This is a genomic window from Streptomyces naganishii JCM 4654 (assembly GCF_014650575.1).
Taxonomy (GTDB): domain Bacteria; phylum Actinomycetota; class Actinomycetes; order Streptomycetales; family Streptomycetaceae; genus Streptomyces; species Streptomyces naganishii.
In genome coordinates, this window is the sequence record NZ_BMVF01000014.1 from 42,215 (window position 1) to 58,831 (window position 16,617).

Consider the following 16,617-nt stretch of genomic DNA (forward strand, 5'->3'; position numbering starts at 1 on the left):
GGCGCCCCGGCGCTTCTCGAAAAGTGACCGGCTTGCGGGACCTTCGGGAGAGGAGCCCTCGGGGGCTACTCCTTGGGGGGCTTGACGGCGATGTCGAGGTAGAAGGCGTCGATGCTGCGGACCGCGGCCTCGAACTCCTCGAGGTTCACCGGCTTGGTGACGTAGGCGTTGGCGTGGTGGCGGTAGGCGCCGGTGACGTCGTCGGGTGCGGAGGACGTGGTGAGGACGACGACCGGGATGGTCCGCAGGTCGGGGTCCTCCTTGACCACAGCCAGGAACTCACGCCCGTTCATGCGCGGCATGTTGAGGTCGAGCACGATGAGGTCGGGACGCTCGTTGTCCGCGTCGCGCAGGTAGTCCAGGGCCGCGATGCCGTCGGAGACCTGGGTGAGGTTGCGTGTTCCGCGCTCGGCCAGGGCGTCCTGGATGAGCATGGCGTCGGCGATGTCGTCCTCGACCAGCAGCACGTCGTGGGGGCGGGTGGTGGCGGCGGACATGAGTCACGGGCTCCGGGGGGTGGGTCGGTGCGGGGCAGGATGGTGTGTGCTGCTGGTGACGAGTCCGGGCCAGCGGCGCCGGGCTCCTTGACGGCTCATGCTGACGGCCCGGCCGATCTCGGGGTACCCGGCGCCGCTGGCGGCCGCGGCGTACGCCGCCTGGTCCTCCAGGTTCCGTACGGCCTGCTTGACGCCGGCCAGCACGCGCAGGCGCACCAGCGCGTAGTGCCGGGCGTCGTCGGCGGTGTCGGGGGGGCCTTCGGGCGCCGTGACGCTCTGTCCGGCCAGCCGCCGGGCGAGTTCGTCGACCACCTGGGTCACCAGCGCGGCGGTCTCGCCGCCGGGCGGACGCGAGGGGAACGGCGGACCGGGCATGCCGCCACCCTACGGCGTTGATCGCACAGGGGACAACATACGTTGTCAGGGCGCGGGTACAGTGTGCTTGCCACGCGGCCGGCCGTGACCGGAACGGCCAGGAGCCGAGTTGGAGAGGGAGGGATCGCGACCGCGATGAGCAGTGAGCCGTCCGGCACCGCGAGTGCCTTCTCCGGCTGGTCCACCCGGCGCTGGCTGCGCACCGGAGTCGCCACCACCCTGGCCGTCCTGGCCGTGCTGGGGTCCGTGGGCGGCTGGGCGATGTGGCGCACCTCGCAGATCACCACCGAGCTGGTCGACCGGCGCTCCCCCGCCCTGATCGCGTCGATGCGGCTGGAGCAGTCCCTGGTCAACCAGGAGACCGGCGTGCGCGGCTACGGGCTGTCGGGCCGCGCGGACTTCCTCGAGCCGTACGCGCAGGGCGTGAGCGCCGAGCGGACCGCGCTGCGGCGACTGCGGCCGCTGGTCGCCGGCGACGCCCAGGCCTCCGCCGACCTCACGGCCGTGGAGAAGCTCGCCGGCACCTGGCAGGAGCGGATCGCCCGCCCCGTCTCGTCCGCCCCCGCCGCGGAGGCCGTGCGACTGGCCACGCAGCGGGCGACGGAGGGCAAGGCCACCTTCGACTCGCTGCGCCGCGCCATGGCGCGGCAGCAGGCCCACCTGGAGGGCGAGCGCGCCGCGGCCAGTCGTGACCTGCGGCACGCCGTCACCCTGCGGAACTGGGTGTTCTCCGGCATCGCCGTGGTCATCGTGGCGGTGGCGTGCCTGGTCTTCGAGGGGCTGCGCCGCGGCATCACCGCCCCGCTCGGCCGGCTCGGCGTGGCCGCCCGTGAGGTGGCGCAGGGCCGCTTCGACCGCTCCCTGGAGGGCGCCGGGCCCGCGGATCTGCGGCGGCTGGCCGGGGACGTGGACTCGATGCGCCGACGCCTGGTGGAGGAGCTCCAGTTCAGTGAGGCGTCCCGCACGCTGCTGGACGAGCAGGCCGCCGACCTGAAGCGGTCCAACACGGAGCTGGAGCAGTTCGCCTACGTCGCCTCGCACGATCTGCAGGAGCCGCTGCGCAAGGTGTCCAGCTTCACCCAGCTCCTCCAGCGGCGCTACGGCGGCCAGTTGGACGAGCGGGCCGACCAGTACATCGCCTTCGCCGTCGACGGCGCCAACCGCATGCAGGTCCTCATCAACGACCTCCTGGCCTTCTCCCGGGTCGGCCGCGTCCACAACGAGCACCGCACCGTGGACCTGGAGGAGGTGCTGGACAAGACGCTCGACGCCCTCAGCGTGGCCCTGGAGGAGAGCGGGGCGGAGGTCACCCACGACCCGCTGCCCACCGTCGTCGGGGACAGCACCCAGCTGGGCATGCTGTGGCAGAACCTGCTGTCCAACGCCGTCAAGTTCCGCAGCCCCGACCGGCCGCCGCGCGTCCGGATCAGCGCCGAACTGCTCGGTGACACCTGGGAGTTCGCGGTGACGGACAACGGCATCGGCATCGCCCCGGAGTACCGGGAGAAGGTCTTCGTCCTCTTCCAGCGGCTGCACACCAAGGACGCCTACCCCGGCACCGGCATCGGCCTGGCGATGTGCAAGAAGGTCGTGGAGTTCCACGGCGGCACGATCGGAATCGACCCCGGCCACACGGCGGGGACCCGCGTGGTCTTCACCCTCCCCGCCGCCGCGCAGGAGCCCGCGGCCCCGGACAGGAAGACGCAGCCGTGAGCGAGCACCCCGCGGGGCAGGCGGAGCGGTACCGCATCCTGCTGGTCGAGGACGACGACGGGGACGCCCTCCTGGTGGAGGAACTCCTCTACGACACCGACCTCCCGCACACTCTCGCGCGCTGCCGCACGGCCGCCGACGCGCGCGACGCCCTGGCCTCGCGGCCGGCCGACTGCGTCCTGCTCGACCTGCACCTGCCCGACGTGTCCGGAGTGGAGACGGTCCAGGCGGTCCAGACCGGCACCGACGCCGCGATCATCGTGCTGACCGGGCTGGAGGAGCCGCGCGCGGGAGTGGAGGCGCTGGCGGCCGGCGCCCAGGACTACCTCGTCAAGGGCAAGGTCGAACCGGACCTGATGCAGCGCGCCGTGCGCTACGCCGTACAGCGCAAGCAGGCCGAGCGGACCAACGCCGCGCTCCAGATCGGCCGGCTGCGGGCGGAGGAGAACGCACGCCTCGAACGCGGCCTGCTGCCCCAGCCCCTGCTCGGCCCGGCCGCCGTCACCGCCTCCAGCCGCTACTACCCCGGACGCGCGCAGGCCCTGCTGGGCGGTGACTTCCTGGACGTCGTGCAGACCGACGACGGGCACGTCCACGCCGTCATCGGGGACGTCAGCGGCCACGGCCCGGACGCGGCGGCGCTCGGCGTGTGCCTGCGCATCGCCTGGCGCGCGCTGACCCTCGGCGGCCACCGCGACGAGCAGCTGCTCCATCTGCTGGAGCGCATACACATCGCCGAACGGGCCGGCAACGACCTGTTCACCACCTGCACCCTGATCACCCTCAACCCGGACGCGGCCACCCTCACCCTGCACCTGGCCGGTCACCACGAGCCCCTGCTCATCACCGCCGAGGGTGCCCGTGAGGTCACCGCCGCCCACGGGGTGGCCCTCGGCATCGTCCCCGGCCTCGGCAAGTGGCAGCCCACCACGCTCGCCCTGCCCGCCCGAGGCGCGCTCATCGCCTACACCGACGGACTCGTCGAGGGCTACGCGGGCCGGGCCGACGACCGGCTCGGCGTGGACGGGCTGCTGCGCGTCATCGACACGATCCGCACCGACGATCCGGGCGCCCACCTCGACCAGCTCATCGCCCGCACCCGCACCCTCAACGCCGACCGGCACACGGACGATCTGGCCGTCCTGCGTCTCGACTGGGACTTCGGTGCGCCCGGGAGCGCGCCCGGGAGCGGCGGGGCCCTCAGCGCACGGCCTTGAGGCCGACGACGCCGGCGACGATCAGGGTCAGGAACAGCACTTTCAGCACGGACACCGGTTCGCGGCCGGTGAGCATGGCGTACAGGACGGTGAGCACCGCGCCGATGCCCACCCACACCGCGTAGGCGGTGCCGGGGGGCAGCTCGCGCATCGCGTACGCCAGCCCGCCCATGCTTCCGGTCAGGGCCACGGCGAAGATCAGGGCGGGGGTGAGCCGGCTGAGGCCCGCGGAAGCGCCGAGGGCCGAGGCCCACACGGATTCCAGGACGCCCGAGACGACGAGAACCAGCCAGGACACGGCAGCCTCCAGCGGGCCGTCTTGTCGCACACCGGGTACGGCACCCCTCGTCCGGAAGCCCCCTGTCCGGGCTCCCGGCCAACGTTTCACACCCCGTGCGGGATGGCAAACCCCGCTACCGGGTGCGCGCGGAGGGCCGGTGCCGAGGGCCGCGCGCGAACCCTTGCCACCGGTCGGCCGCGCCGCGTATAACGATGGAAATCCTGGGCCCCGGGGCCCCTGCCCGGATCCGGAAGGAGCCTCGTGCGGGTGAGCCTCAAGGACGTCGCGCTGCACGCGGGCGTCTCCGTCAAGACCGTCTCCAACGTCGTCAACGACTTCCCGCACGTCACCGAGGCGATGCGGGCGCGCGTGCAGAGGTCGATCGACGAGCTGGGCTACCGACCGAACCTGACGGCCCGTCATCTGCGCAAGGGCCGTACCGGGATCGTCGCACTGGCCCTCCCGGAGCTCGGCAACCCCTACTTCGCCGAACTGGCCGCCGAGATCGTCGACGCGGCGGCGGCGCACGACTACACGGTCCTGCTCGACCACACCGGCGGCCGCCGGGAGCGGGAGATCCTGGTCAGCCAGGGATTCCGCACCCGCGTCATCGACGGTCTCATCCTCAGCCCCATCGAACTGGAGGCGGAGGACCTCGAGGAGCGGGCGGAGCAGGTGCCGGTGGTCCTGCTCGGCGAGCGGGAGTACGACCTCCCCTACGACCACATCGCCATCGACAACGTCGCCGCCGCGCGCGAGGCGGTGCGCCATCTGCTGTCCCTGGGACGGCGCGACGTCGCCTTCCTCGGCGCCCGCCGCGGCAGCAGCCAGCCCGCCCGGCTGCGGCTGCTCGGCTGGCGCCAGGCCCTGGACGAGGCCGGACTCGTCGCCGACGACCGGCTGATCGCCGCGACCGACGGCTGGGGACACGCCGACGGCGCCGCCGCCATGGCCGCGCTGCTGGACGCCGGCCACCGCCCCGACGCCGTCTTCGCCTACAACGACCTCATCGCCATCGGAGCCATGCGCGTCCTGCACGAGCGCGGACTGCGCGTACCCGAGGACGTCGCAGTCGTGGGTTTCGACGACGTGGTGGAGGGGCGGTTCGGAGCCGTCACCCTCACCTCCGTCTCCCCGGACAAGGCCTTCATCGCCCGGCAGGCGGTGGAGTCGGTACTGTCCCGGCTGGGCGGCGCCCGGCACGAGCCGCGCCGCATCCACGCCGGCCACTGCCTCGTACGCCGCGAGAGCACCCTCGGCCGCGTCTAACCGGCCTCCCTCCTGAGCTGCGCACTCGTCCCACCCGGCGTCGCGGATACCGCCGGTATACCGCCGCTCGGCCCCGGCCGTGAAGGGTGGGCCCGGACGCCGCGGTGGAGCCGCCGCCTCGGTGCACGGCCGTCGGGAGGGCACCCATGCCTGCAATCGCGCGGAACGAGCGTTCCTCGCTGGACGCACAGGGCCCGGGACCGGGCACCGGTCCGGCCGTCGCGGGCACGGTACGGCGGAGGGGAACAACGTGACGTACCTGCATGAACCGCATCGCCGGGCGGCGCACGAGGACGCGGTGCCGCCCGCCGTCACTGGTCACGGCGACGGGGGCCACGGGGGCGGGAGTCACGGGTACGGGGGCCACGGCGGGGGCGGCGGCCGGGCCGGCGGCCCGCCGGGGCTGGAGTGCGAGGACTGCGACCTCGCCTTCGGCCGCCACGTGCACCTGCATCTGCGGCCCATGGCGGCCGAGGTGGGCAGGGTGCGCGCGGTGGTGGGCACGGCCCTGACCGCGTGGGGCTGCCCGCCCGGGACGGTCGACGACGGCCGGCTGCTGGTCAGCGAGTTGGTCGGCAACGCGGTCAAGTACGCGCCCTGCACACCGATCACGCTGGACCTGATGCAGATCGGCGACCGGCTGCTGATCGAGGTCACCGACGGCTCCGGGGCGCAGCCGGTGGTCCACCGGGCGGATCCCCACCAGGAGCAGGGCCGCGGCATGTTCCTCGTGCAGGCGATCGCCTCGGCCTGGGGCGCGCGGCGCGACCGCCGCGGCCGCAAGACGACCTGGTGCACCCTCGCGGTCGGGCAGCGGTGAGGGGAACGGTGGACGGCGTGAGCCAGGGCCAGGGCCGGGGCGCGCCCGTGGCCCCGGACGACGGCAGCCTGTACGGGTGGGAGGTGCACCAGGTCTGCGACAGCAGGCATCAGCAGGGGCCGTGCGGCACGTGTACGACGGAGCAGAGCGCGCGGTCCTGCATCGAGGCGGCCCTGTCCGCCGGAGCCCGTCCGGGCGTGCACTCCTGGGGGTTGCTCAGCCGTGTGCCGGCGGGCCCGGACCGGCCGGGTCCGGCGGCGCCGGCGGTGCCGATCGCGCGGGCCGCGCTGGGGCCGGACGGGACGGTGGCCTGGCAGGCGCCGGGCGGCCGGGGGCCGGCTCTCGCGGCGGAGGCGCAGGAGGCGGTGGCCGTGGGGGCGCGCGGGGGGAGCCTCGTGTCCGTACTGGACCGGTTCGGCGGTGAGTTGCGGCGGCACCGGCTGGCCGCCGGGCTCACGCGGCGGGAGGTGGCCGAGCGGCTGCGGTGCGCGGAGGCGGTGGTCGAGCGTACGGAGGGCGCCGGGCGGATGCCGTCCCGTGGCTTCGCCGTGGAGGCCGACCGGGTGCTCGGCGCGGGCGGCGCGCTCGCGGCGCTGTGGCCCTCGCTGGTCAAGTCGGCCTACCCGGACTGGTTCTGGCAGGTCGTCGAGCTGGAGCAGCAGGCGAGTTTCGTGCAGGAATTCGAGACCGTCGCCGTTCCCGGCCTGCTCCAGACGGAGGACTACGCGCGGGCCGTCTTCACCACCGCCCATCCGGTGGCACCGGCGCTGCGGATCGAGCAGTTCGTGGCCGCGCGGATGGACCGGCAGCGCATCCTGGAGCGGCGGGATCCGCCGCAGATCATGATCGCGCTCGACGAGGGGGTGCTCCGGCGCCGTGTCGGTGGCGGCCGGACCATGCGCGAACAGCTCGGTCACCTGCTGGCCGTGGCCGAGCTGCCGAAGGTGTGCCTTCAGGTGATCCCGTTCAGTGTGCGGGAGCACCCCGGGGGCATGACGCCGTTCCGGATCATGGGGTTCCGGGAGGGCCCGGACGTCCTGTACGGCGAGTCGTTCATCGGGGGTCAGGTGACCAGCGATCCCCGTCAACTCAGGCAGCACCAGCTGGCGTTCAACCTGATCCAGGCCAACGCGCTGTCGCCGCACGGCTCACGCGTGCTGATACGCCGGCTGAGAAGGGAAATCGATGACGGACCGGAGTGAGCCGCGCTGGCGCAGGAGCAGCCGCAGCATGGGCAACGGGGGGAACTGCGTGGAGGTCGCCGACGACGGGCACGTCGTCCACGTCCGGGACAGCAAGGACCCCGAGGGTCCCCGGTTCCGCTGCGGGGCGGGGGCCTGGCGGTCGTTCCTCGCGTCCCTCGCGGACGGCTGAGGACGGTTGACGACGGCTGAGGGCGGTTGAGAACGAGTGACACAGGCCACACCGCCCTTCTAAACTCCGCCCCGGCGCCGTGAACGATCGCGGCGCCGGCGCGGTGCTGTGCGGTGGGGAGGGCCCATGGGTTCGGTCGGTGCGCATGCGGTGGTCATCGGCGGGTCGATGGCGGGGCTTGTCGCGGCGCGCGCCCTGGCCGGCCGGTTCGACCGGGTGACGGTCCTGGACCGCGACACGCTGCCGGACGACGCCCGGGACCGGCGCGGTGTGCCGCAGGGCGGCCACGCGCACGCGCTCCTCGTCAGCGGCCAGAACACCTGCGAGGAGCTGTTCCCCGGTCTCACCGACGAGTTGCTGGCCGGCGGGGCCGTGCCCTTCGACCCCGGCGCGGACGTCCTCTTCCACCAGATGGGCGGCCACCGGCTGCGCCTCGACACCGGTCTGCGCGGGATCAGCCTCAGCCGCGCCTTCCTGGAGTACGCGATCAGGTCCCGCGTCGCCGCCCTGCCCGGCGTGCGGATCCGCGACCGTATCGCGGTGAGCGGGCTGACCGGGAACGCGGAGCGGGTGAGCGGGGTCGAACTGGACGGGGGTGAACGGCTCGCCGCCGAACTGGTCGTGGACGCCACCGGACACGGCGGCGCCCGTACCGACAAGTGGCTCCAGGCCCTGGGCGCTCCGGTGCCCGAGGTCGCCACCGTCAAGGTCGACGTGGGGTACACCACCCGGCTGCTGCGGCGCGGCCCCGGCGAACGGCTGCGGGACGGCGCGCTGTTGTACCTCATAGCCGGGGTGCCACCGCACGACAAGCGGGCGGCCGCCGTCCTGCCCGTCGAGGGCGGCCGGTGGATGGTCACCCTCGCCGGCTGGCACGGCGCCCACGCGCCCGTCGACCCGCAGGGGTTCGCCAAGTTCGCCGCGGAGCTGCCGACCGGGCACATCGGCGAACTGGTCGCCCACGCCGAACCGCTGGAGGAGGGCGACGCCCGCAGGTTCACCCATCCGCGGTCCCGCAGGCGCCACTTCGAGCGGCTGCGGCGGCCCCCGGCCGGCCATGTCGCCATCGGGGACGCCCTGTGCAGCCTCAACCCCGTGTACGGGCAGGGGATGAGCGTCGCCGCCCTGGAGGCGGTGCGACTCGGCCGCTGCCTGGACCGCTTCGGTACCGCCTCCTCCGCGATGGCCCGCGCCTACTACCGTGCGGCCGCCAAGGTGATCGCCGGGCCCTGGCAGGTGGCCACGGGCGGCGACTTCATGTACCCGGAGACGGTCGGCCACCGGCCGCCAGGCACCGACCTGGTCAACCGCTACGTCCGCCAGGTCGTGCTGGCCAGCCATGTCTCGGCCGGCGCCCATCGCGTCGTACTGGACATGCAGCATCTGCTGGCCCCGCCCGGCTCGGCCCTGCGGCCCGCCACCGTCGTGCGCAGCCTGCTCGCCGCCCGCCGCTCGCCCGCCCGCCCTTAGACCCTGGAGCGGGCACGACGGCAACTTCCTTGCGCCGTACAGGGATTGCCCCCAGGATGTTCGAACCCCACGCCAGGCGTTCACGTACCACTTGGTGGGCGCCGGGCCGGCGGCCCCCGGCCGGTTCACCGGCCGGCGCACGAGTACGGTCCCACGACACACCCCTTCCGGGCCGCACGGGAAGGAGACGAGTGACGGAGCACGACATGCGGTACCGGGTCCTCGGTCCGCTCGGGCTGTGGCGCGGCGGCGAGGAGATACCCCTCGCCCCGGCGAAGTGGCGGATGCTGCTCGCGGTACTGCTGTGCGACGCCAACCAGGTGGTCTCCACCGACCGGCTGGTCGCGGAGCTGTGGGGCGCCCGTCCCCCGCGGAGCGCGGGCAAGATCCTCCAGCAATACGTCTCCCGGGTGCGGCGGGCGCTGGGGGACGAGTCGGGCCGGCTGCTGGTGACGCACGCGCAGGGGTACCGGGCGCACGGCTACCGGCTCATCGTGCGGCCCGGCGAGGTCGACGCGCACCGCTTCACGGAACTGGTCGACGAGGGCGGCCGCGAGCTGGCGCGCGGGGCTGCCGGGGCCGCCGCCGAACTGCTCGGCGAGGCGCTGCGGTTGTGGCGCGACGCACCCTTCACGGACGTACCGCCGACACCGGCCGTGGAGGCGGAGACGATGCGCCTGGCGGCGTACCGCACGCAGGCGCGGGAGTCGCACATCGAGGCGCGGCTGCGGCTCGGCGGCCACGAGGCGGTGCTCGACGAGCTGGACGCGCTGGTCAGCGAGCATCCGCTGCGCGAGGGGCTGCGGGGCCGGCTCATGCTGGCGCTGTACCGGGCGGGCCGGCAGGCCGACGCGCTGGCCGCCTACCGCGAGCTGCGGCACCTGCTGGCGGAGGAGCTGGGCATCGAGCCGGGGCCGCCCCTGCAACAGCTCCACCAGCGGATCCTGCGGGCCGACGCGTCGCTGCTGCTCGGGCCCGGACCACGGGCCGGGGCGGCGGAACCCGGTGAGCCGGGAGCCGGGACGCCCGCGCCGGGAGACCCGGTGAACGGCAAGCAGGAGACGGCGGAGGGCAGACCCGCCCTGGTGCCCAGGGAACTCCCGCATCTGAGCGCCACGTTCGTCGGCCGGGCCGGCGAGAGCTCGGTGCTGCACCGGCTGCTGACCGGCGGCGGCCAGGGGCAGGTGGCGATGGCCGTGATCGACGGGGCCGGCGGGGTGGGCAAGTCGGCGCTGGCCATCCACACCGCCCACCAGCTCGCCGACCGCTTCCCCGACGGCCAGTTCTACGTCGACCTGCACGGCGCCACCGCCGGACTGACGCCCCTGGAACCCGGCGAGGTGCTCGGCCGGTTCCTCGCCACGCTCGGCATACCGGACGTGGCCGTACCCGCCAACACCGAGGAGGCGGCGGCCACTTTCCGCTCGCTGGTGGCCGACCGCCGGATGCTGATCGTGCTCGACAACGCGGCCGGCGTCGACCAGGTCAGGCCGCTGCTGCCCGCCGGTCCCGGCTGCGCCGTGCTGATCACCAGCCGGGAGATGCTCACCTCCCTGGAGGGCGCCACCCACCTCCACCTCGGCGTCATGTTCCACGACCAGGCGACCGCCCTGCTGGAGCGGCTGGTCGGCGCGGAGCGCGTCGCCGCCGAGCCCGAGGCGACCGACGCGATCGTGCAGATGTGCGGCCGGCTTCCGCTGGCCCTGCGCATCGTCGGCGCCCGGATGGCGGGGCGCCCCGGCTGGCCCCTGAGCGCCTTCGCGGAGCGGCTGGCCGACGCGCAGAACCGGCTGGACGAGATCCGGGTGGGCGACCTGTCCGTACGGGCCAGCTTCCACGCCGGCTACGACGGGCTCTGTCAGAGCGAGCACCCCACGGACGCGGCCGCCGCGCGCGCGTTCCGCTTCTGCGGGGTGCTGCCCGGGTCGAACGTGAGCCTCCAGGCGGCGGCCGCGCTGCTCGGCATGGAGACCTGGCGGGCCGAGGACGCGCTGGAACGGCTGGTCGACGCGCATCTGCTGCACAGTCTCGCCCCCGGGCGCTACCAGATGCACGACCTCATCCGCCTGTTCGCCCGCGAGCAGGTCGACGCCCAGGAGCCGGCCGCCGAACGCGAGCAGGCCCTGCTCCGCGTGCTGCGCTTCTACCTCGCCACGGCCGAGCGGGCGGTGTCGTTCCTCGACGTGCCGCCGCAGTCGGCGTGGCGCCCCGGTGAGCCGTCGCCCGCGGGCGGCACCCCGCCGGCGGCTCCGCTCGCCGACCGGGAGCAGGCCGAGGCGTGGCTGGAGGCCGAGCGCGCCAACCTGATGGCCGCCGTCACGCACGCCGCCGCCCGGTCCGACGCCGCGGCCCGGCTCGCGGTGCGGCTCGCGCGGCCGCTGCACTGGTACCTCTACCCGCACGCCCGCGCCCGGGAGTTGCGCACCCTGGCCGACGTGGTGATCGCCACCGCCCGGCGCCTGGGCGACCGGGACAGCGAGGCCTGGGGCCTGGACCACCTGTCCGCGGTGCACTGGCTGCACCGGGACTACGACAGGATGCGGCAGTCCCTGGAGGCGGCGCTCGCGATCCGGCGGGAGACCGGCGACCGCGACGGCGAGCGCCGCGCCCTCGGCAACCTCGCGGACGCCCTCGCCGAACTGGAGCTGTACGAGGAGTCCGTCGCCGTGCAGCGGCGGCACCTCGCCCTCGCCGCCGAGGCCGGCGACCGCATGGCCCAGGTGACCGGCCTGGGCAACCTCGGCCGCGCCCACCTCGGCCTGGGCCGGACTGCGGAGGCGCTGTCCTGCCTGGAGGAGAGCATGACGCGGGCGCGGGACATCGGCGAGCGCGCCCTGGAGGGCCTCGCCCTGAACGAGATCAGCTTCATCCTGTTCGACGAGGGCAGGGTCCGCGAGGCGCAGGAGCACATGACACGCGCCACCCTCCTGCCGGACGCGAACGTCGGGGCGTACGTGCGCTGGCGCGGTTACGCCTGGAGCGCGTTCTTCCCCGCCTGCCTGACCCTGCGGGTCGGGCCGCCTCCGTCGCCGTCGGAGCGGCCGGTGGGCTGACGGACGTACGGGGTGCGTATACCGCCGCTATACCGGCCGCCCGCACACTGAAGCGGGCGAGTCCCTCCAAGAGTTCACCGACCCAGGACCTGGCAGGCCTCATGGAAGTCATTGCACACTCCGAGGAGCGCATGCTCCGGATCACGCCGATGGCCGATCCCCCCGGCCTCCGTCTGGAGGGCGAACTCGACGCCACACGGCACCAGGAACTCGTGGAGACGCTGTCCCCGCTGGCCGCCCGGGGCGGCGAGGTGCGCCTCGACCTCGCCGGGCTGCGCTTCATCGACCTCGGCGCGCTGCGCCTGCTGACCTGCCTGGTCGAGAGTTGCGGCAACGGCGTCCGGCTCGTCCTGGACAACCTGTCGCCGCAGCTGGAGAACCTTGTGCTGACCGTGAGTTGGGAACGTCTGCCCGGGCTCGTCCAGGGGCGGAAGGGGATGTCATGACCGCCGAGGCACCTGCTGACCAGCCGATGGAGGCCGGCCGGACGAGCGCGCGGCAGGGAGTCCAGCACTGCGCGCTCCTCTACGGGGACGACCAGGAGTTTCTCGCGGGCGCCCTGCCCCACCTGCGCAAGGGCATCGAGGCAGGCGACCCGGCGTTCGCGGTGACACCGCGCGAGGAGGCGGAGGTGCTGCGCGACTCGCTCGGCTCCGACGCCCCGGCGGTGCAGTTCATCGACCCGTCGGACTTCTACAGCACGCCCGTGCGCGCCATGGCCGGCATGATGGCCGTCGCCCGGTCGCTGGGCACCCGTCCGGCGTGGGTGGTGGCGTCGGCCGACTGGTCGAAGTACCCGGACGCGATGGAGTGGGTGCGCTACGACTCCATCTTCAACCTGGGCTTCGCCGACGCCGACTTCCGCGGCTACTGCTGCTACAACACCTCGGTGCTCTCCCCCGAGGTCATCTCCCTGGTGCGGCAGACCCACCCGAGGATCCACGAGGGCGCCCGCCTGCGGGAGAACCCCGACTACCGGGACCCGTACGACTTCGTCGCCGGCGTCGACAGCACGCCCCTGCCGCCCTCGCCGAGCTCCGCGGCCTCGATGGAGGTCCGGCCCACCGACCTGCACGCGCTGCGGGTCTTCGTCACCGAGCAGGCCCGGCGGTGCGCGATAGCGGGGGACGCGCTCTACAACCTCCTGGTCGCCGTGACGGAGGTCGCCACCAACGCCGTACGCCACGGCCACCCGCCCGTGACCCTGAGGGCGTGGCCCGACAACGGGCTGGTCTGCGAGATCACCGACTCCGGCCACTGGCAGCCCGAGGAGTTCCTGAGCTGGGTCCCCCCGCAGTCGGCCCTGAAGTCCGGGTTCGGCATCTGGGGCGTCGGCATGCTGTGCGACACCGTCCAGGTGCGCACCGGGCCGAAGGGTACGGCGGTACGGCTGCGGACCTGCGGCAACTGACGGGCGCCGCGCGCGTGATGCCCGGTGCCGCGGGCCCACAGGGACGGCCGGGGCGCCAACGACGCGCTCCGGCCGTTCCGCTTCGGTGGTCGGTCGTCGGCTAGTAGTTGGCCACGCACCAGTTGGCGAACGTGGCGAATGCCGCCTGGGTCCCGGACCCGGCGATTCCGTCGATGGGGCCGCTGTAGCCCCAGCCGTTGTTCTTCAGGAAGCGCTGGAGGGCGGACACCGTGCCGCTGCCGACGATGCCGTCGATGGCGCCTGTGTAGTTCCAGTACGCCTTGAGGTGGCGCTGCTCCGCCTTCCAGCTGTTGGGGCCCAACTGGCCGTCGATGGAGTCGTTGTATCCCCAGTTCGCCGCCAGCCAGCGCTGGAAGCCCTTGGCCTGGGTGGTGTTCAGGCCGAGGTTGACCACCGCGCTGGGCGCGGCGGCCCGGGCGGTCACGGCGTGCTGCTGGGCCGGTCCGGATGCCGCGAAGCCGGCACTCGCGTCCGCCAGGCTCCCGGCGGCCAGTGCCACGACCGCGCCGAGGGTGACGAGGGACCTTGCCGGCATTCTGCTTCGCATGCGTCTCTCCGTGAGGTGCGAGGTCCGAAGCCCCACGGCGTGGGGCTCTTCAGCTCTTCGGCTCTTCTCCCCTGTGCACGAACGGCATGGGCAAAGGTCCGTGCCAAAGGCCGATCCTGGCAGCGGAGTTCGAGCCTCGGCAGACGTCTTTCGGCCTTCCGCGAACCCCGTTCGGAATGGGCCGGCGAGGGTAGGGAATGGAAAGCTGCTCACCGGCACCGCCTCGTGCGGGCGCCAGCCGGGGCAGGTTTCGGTGGGCGGGAAAGGGGCTGGTGGGTCGTGGGGTCGGGAGATACCGTACGCGGCACGGTCGAGGCGGTCGTCGTCGACGACGGGCGTCTGCTGCTCGTGGAGCTCTCCGGCGGCTGGGGGCTCCCCTCAGGCAGCCCGGAGCCCGCGGAGAGAACGCCGGCCACCGCGGCGCGCGTGGTGTACGAGCTCACCGGTTACCTCGTCGACGGCTCCACGACGCTGCACTCCGAGGGGGCGGGCGCTCAGCCGTCGTCCGCGGTGGTGTGCCACCTGCTGAGCTCCGATCCGTCCTCGGAGGCACGCCTCGGCCCGGAGCAGGTCCGCTGGACGCCCTTCGAGGAGACCGCCGGGGCCGGGCTGCCCGAGGCCGTCCGGGACTATCTGGAGGGCCACACACCGGTGTGAGCGCGGTGCGCGCCGGCCGGTGTCCAGCCCGGCGGGCGGGTGTGGGTCAGGCTCAGGAGGGTCAGCAGGGCGCGGCGCAGTTCGTCGTCGCCGGCGTCGGCGTTGAGGCCGACGCGGACACCGAAGGCGGCCTGGCTGCGGCTGCTGGTGTACTCGTCGCCCGGTGAGACCAGTACGCCCGCGTCCCGCGCCGCTGTCCGCGGCCGTGGTAGGCACCGTGCTGGCGGTGGCCGGAGTGGGCTGTCTGGCCGGGTCGATGCCGACCCCGAGGCTCAACGCCCGGATCGGGGTCGGTCCGGCCATCGTGGTCGGCGCCGCCCTCAACGCCGGGTTCGTCGTGGCCGCCTGGGCCCCACGCACGGGAACCGTTCCCTGGCTCCTGCTCGGCTTCACCGTGACCGCCGTCGGGGTCAGCATCTGGAACGAACGCGGTCAGTCTGCGCCAGGCGACCACTCCGGACGGAATGCTCGCCCGGATGAACGCGGCGAACCGCTTCCTGATCTGGGGCACCATGCCGCTCGGCGCCGCGGCCGGTGGCCTGCCGGCGGGCCAGTTCGGGCTGCGTGCCACGGTGGCCGTGTGCGCGCTTGCCGCGCCCGCCTGCGCGCTGCCGGTGCTGCTCTCCCCCGTACGGAAGGTCCGGGCCATGCCCCAGCCGCCGGCGCCGGTCCGCTCGGGGGCGGCCACGGAGGCGGGGGCCGACGCCGGACCGCACCGACCGGCGGTGAGCACTGAGCGGTGAGCGCTGAGCGGGCACTGAGCGCTCAGAGCGCAACCACTGGGGCGAATCCCCATCAGGCCCTCGGCCCGTGCCGCGTACAACGCCGCACGGGCCGCGGCACATTGCTGCCGTGGGCACTGTGTGCCACCGGGTTCTCCTTCCGCCGGGCGGGGGCGGGTCGGCAGTCTCGATGTCTCGACCACCGTGGATCGATTCCGTCCGCATTTCTCCGGGAGAGACCGATGGACATCCGGCAACTGAGGACCTTTCACCGTGTGGCCGCGCTGGGGAGTTTCACCCGGGCGGCCGCCGAACTCAACTACGCGCAGTCCAGCGTGACCGCGCAGATCAAGAGCCTCGAAGTGTCCCTGGGCAGCGAGCTGTTCGAGCGGGTCGCGGGCAAGGTCAAGCTCACTCCCGCGGGTACGCGGCTGCTGCCGTACGCCGGGCAGATGCTGTCGCTCGCGGACGAGGCGCGGGGGGTGGCGTCGCCGCACGCGCACCCCGAGGGCGTGCTGACGGTCGGCACGATGGAGAGCATCACCTCCTACCGCATGCCGGCCGTCCTGGAGTACTTCCACCACCGCTACCCGCGGCTTCAGATCGCGCTGCGGCCCAGCCTGTGCGCCGAGACCCTGCACTCGCTGCGGCAGGGCGTGTTCGACGCGGGCTTCCTGATGGAGGCCGAGACGCAGCACTCCGGTGTGCACAGCGAGGTGCTGGGCGTCGAGCCACTGGTCCTCGTCGCGCCGCCCGGCCACCGGCTCGCGGACGAGACCAAGGTGCCCACCGACGAGCTGCGCCAGGAGTCGGTGCTCGCGCCGGAGGCGGGGTGCGCCTACCGGGAGCTGCTGGAGGCGGAGCTGAACGACGGCTCGGGCGAGCCGGTGCCGTTCCTGGAGTTCGGCAACATCGAGGCGATCAAGCGCGGGGTCGGCGCCGGACTCGGGATCAGCCTGTTGCCGCGGATGACGGTCGCCGACGAACTGGGCGCCGGTTCGCTGGCGCCGCTGGCGTGGGAGCCGCCGTTCGAGCTGTTCACCCAGCTGGCGTGGCGCAAGGGGTCGCAGCTGTCGCGTGAGCGGCAGGTGTTCGTGGAGCAGGTCATCGAATTCCTCGGGCAGGAATACCGTAACGCCTGAATATCGACCTGATCGATAAGCCCCATCTGCAATGCCGAACAATTCTCCT

The 16,617-nt window shown here is 73.5% G+C and carries 17 protein-coding genes and 1 riboswitch; of the genes, 13 read left to right on the top strand and 4 right to left on the bottom strand.

What is annotated here, in order from left to right:
* Positions 1-65: 65 nt before the first annotated feature.
* Both IE217_RS23990 and IE217_RS23995 read right to left on the bottom strand, forming a co-directional pair.
* On the bottom strand, positions 66-497 hold the full coding sequence (locus IE217_RS23990) for a response regulator (protein ID WP_190179996.1): 432 nt from the start codon (positions 495-497) through the stop codon (positions 66-68).
* A 3-nt stretch (positions 498-500) separates the two neighbouring features.
* On the bottom strand, positions 501-872 hold the full coding sequence (locus IE217_RS23995) for a hypothetical protein (RefSeq protein ID WP_229865560.1): 372 nt from the start codon (positions 870-872) through the stop codon (positions 501-503).
* Positions 873-1,007: 135 nt separating this feature from the next.
* Here IE217_RS23995 and IE217_RS24000 point away from each other — a divergent pair, with 135 nt between their 5' ends.
* Together IE217_RS24000 and IE217_RS24005 are read left to right on the top strand one after the other, a co-directional pair.
* Positions 1,008-2,585, top strand: coding sequence for a sensor histidine kinase (locus IE217_RS24000; protein WP_190179997.1), 1,578 nt, complete (start codon positions 1,008-1,010; stop codon positions 2,583-2,585).
* Positions 2,582-3,802 carry a PP2C family protein-serine/threonine phosphatase gene (locus IE217_RS24005; RefSeq protein ID WP_190179998.1) on the top strand — a complete coding sequence of 407 codons (1,221 nt, stop codon included), beginning with the start codon at positions 2,582-2,584 and terminating at the stop codon, positions 3,800-3,802. Before IE217_RS24000 ends, IE217_RS24005 begins: the two co-directional genes overlap by 4 nt.
* On the opposite strand, the gene IE217_RS24010 is transcribed toward IE217_RS24005, so the two are convergent.
* Positions 3,786-4,100 carry a DMT family transporter gene (locus tag IE217_RS24010; RefSeq protein ID WP_190179999.1) on the bottom strand — a complete coding sequence of 105 codons (315 nt, stop codon included), beginning with the start codon at positions 4,098-4,100 and terminating at the stop codon, positions 3,786-3,788. The genes IE217_RS24005 and IE217_RS24010 overlap by 17 nt on opposite strands.
* 10 nt (positions 4,101-4,110) lie before the next feature.
* A riboswitch (guanidine-III (ykkC-III) riboswitch) is annotated at positions 4,111-4,177 on the bottom strand.
* A 166-nt stretch (positions 4,178-4,343) separates the two neighbouring features.
* Between IE217_RS24010 and IE217_RS24015 the strand changes: the two genes are divergently transcribed.
* The 8 genes from IE217_RS24015 to IE217_RS24050 all read left to right on the top strand — a co-directional run bounded on the left by IE217_RS24015 (position 4,344) and on the right by IE217_RS24050 (position 13,479).
* Positions 4,344-5,351 (top strand): LacI family DNA-binding transcriptional regulator, encoded by a 1,008-nt coding sequence (locus IE217_RS24015; RefSeq protein WP_190180000.1) that lies wholly within the window; start codon positions 4,344-4,346, stop codon positions 5,349-5,351.
* 250 nt (positions 5,352-5,601) lie between these two features.
* On the top strand, positions 5,602-6,171 hold the full coding sequence (locus IE217_RS24020) for an ATP-binding protein (RefSeq protein ID WP_190180001.1): 570 nt from the start codon (positions 5,602-5,604) through the stop codon (positions 6,169-6,171).
* 17 nt (positions 6,172-6,188) lie between these two features.
* A complete protein-coding gene (locus IE217_RS24025) occupies positions 6,189-7,373 on the top strand; it encodes a helix-turn-helix domain-containing protein (RefSeq protein ID WP_190180002.1) in 1,185 nt (394 codons plus the stop codon).
* Positions 7,357-7,545: a DUF397 domain-containing protein gene (locus tag IE217_RS24030; RefSeq protein WP_190180003.1), complete on the top strand. Its 189-nt coding sequence runs from the start codon at positions 7,357-7,359 to the stop codon at positions 7,543-7,545. The genes IE217_RS24025 and IE217_RS24030 overlap by 17 nt, the downstream gene beginning before the upstream one ends.
* 126 nt (positions 7,546-7,671) lie before the next feature.
* A complete protein-coding gene (locus IE217_RS24035) occupies positions 7,672-9,015 on the top strand; it encodes an FAD-dependent oxidoreductase (protein ID WP_190180004.1) in 1,344 nt (447 codons plus the stop codon).
* A gap of 191 nt (positions 9,016-9,206) precedes the next feature.
* Complete coding sequence (locus IE217_RS24040; protein WP_229865561.1) at positions 9,207-12,068, top strand: AfsR/SARP family transcriptional regulator; 2,862 nt, start codon at positions 9,207-9,209, stop codon at positions 12,066-12,068.
* 101 nt (positions 12,069-12,169) lie between these two features.
* Complete coding sequence (locus IE217_RS24045) at positions 12,170-12,514, top strand: STAS domain-containing protein (RefSeq protein WP_190180005.1); 345 nt, start codon at positions 12,170-12,172, stop codon at positions 12,512-12,514.
* Positions 12,511-13,479: an anti-sigma factor RsbA family regulatory protein gene (locus IE217_RS24050; protein ID WP_190180006.1), complete on the top strand. Its 969-nt coding sequence runs from the start codon at positions 12,511-12,513 to the stop codon at positions 13,477-13,479. The genes IE217_RS24045 and IE217_RS24050 overlap by 4 nt, the downstream gene beginning before the upstream one ends.
* Positions 13,480-13,579: 100 nt before the next feature.
* Here the strand turns inward: IE217_RS24050 and IE217_RS24055 are convergent, their stop codons facing one another.
* Positions 13,580-14,047, bottom strand: a complete 468-nt coding sequence (locus tag IE217_RS24055; RefSeq protein ID WP_190180007.1) for a peptidoglycan-binding protein — start codon at positions 14,045-14,047, stop codon at positions 13,580-13,582.
* A gap of 279 nt (positions 14,048-14,326) precedes the next feature.
* Here IE217_RS24055 and IE217_RS24060 point away from each other — a divergent pair, with 279 nt between their 5' ends.
* The 3 genes from IE217_RS24060 (at position 14,327) to IE217_RS24070 (ending at position 16,568) form a co-directional block, all read left to right on the top strand.
* On the top strand, positions 14,327-14,704 hold the full coding sequence (locus tag IE217_RS24060; protein ID WP_190180008.1) for an NUDIX hydrolase: 378 nt from the start codon (positions 14,327-14,329) through the stop codon (positions 14,702-14,704).
* A gap of 476 nt (positions 14,705-15,180) precedes the next feature.
* Positions 15,181-15,447: a hypothetical protein gene (locus IE217_RS24065; RefSeq protein WP_190180009.1), complete on the top strand. Its 267-nt coding sequence runs from the start codon at positions 15,181-15,183 to the stop codon at positions 15,445-15,447.
* Positions 15,448-15,668: 221 nt separating this feature from the next.
* Positions 15,669-16,568, top strand: a complete 900-nt coding sequence (locus IE217_RS24070) for a LysR family transcriptional regulator (RefSeq protein ID WP_190180010.1) — start codon at positions 15,669-15,671, stop codon at positions 16,566-16,568.
* Positions 16,569-16,617 lie beyond the last annotated feature (49 nt).

Excerpts from the sequence above, each read along its gene's own strand:
- IE217_RS24035 (WP_190180004.1), top strand. The coding sequence starts at position 7,672 with ATGGGTTCGGTCGGTGCGCATGCGGTGGTCATCGGCGGGTCGATGGCG.
- IE217_RS24050 (WP_190180006.1), top strand. The coding sequence starts at position 12,511 with ATGACCGCCGAGGCACCTGCTGACCAGCCGATGGAGGCCGGCCGGACG.
- IE217_RS24045 (WP_190180005.1), top strand. The coding sequence starts at position 12,170 with ATGGAAGTCATTGCACACTCCGAGGAGCGCATGCTCCGGATCACGCCG.
- IE217_RS24070 (WP_190180010.1), top strand. The coding sequence starts at position 15,669 with ATGGACATCCGGCAACTGAGGACCTTTCACCGTGTGGCCGCGCTGGGG.
- IE217_RS24030 (WP_190180003.1), top strand. The coding sequence starts at position 7,357 with ATGACGGACCGGAGTGAGCCGCGCTGGCGCAGGAGCAGCCGCAGCATG.
- IE217_RS24065 (WP_190180009.1), top strand. The coding sequence starts at position 15,181 with ATGAACGCGGCGAACCGCTTCCTGATCTGGGGCACCATGCCGCTCGGC.
- IE217_RS23995 (WP_229865560.1), bottom strand. The coding sequence starts at position 872 with ATGCCCGGTCCGCCGTTCCCCTCGCGTCCGCCCGGCGGCGAGACCGCC.
- IE217_RS24000 (WP_190179997.1), top strand. The coding sequence starts at position 1,008 with ATGAGCAGTGAGCCGTCCGGCACCGCGAGTGCCTTCTCCGGCTGGTCC.
- IE217_RS24055 (WP_190180007.1), bottom strand. The coding sequence starts at position 14,047 with ATGCGAAGCAGAATGCCGGCAAGGTCCCTCGTCACCCTCGGCGCGGTC.
- IE217_RS23990 (WP_190179996.1), bottom strand. The coding sequence starts at position 497 with ATGTCCGCCGCCACCACCCGCCCCCACGACGTGCTGCTGGTCGAGGAC.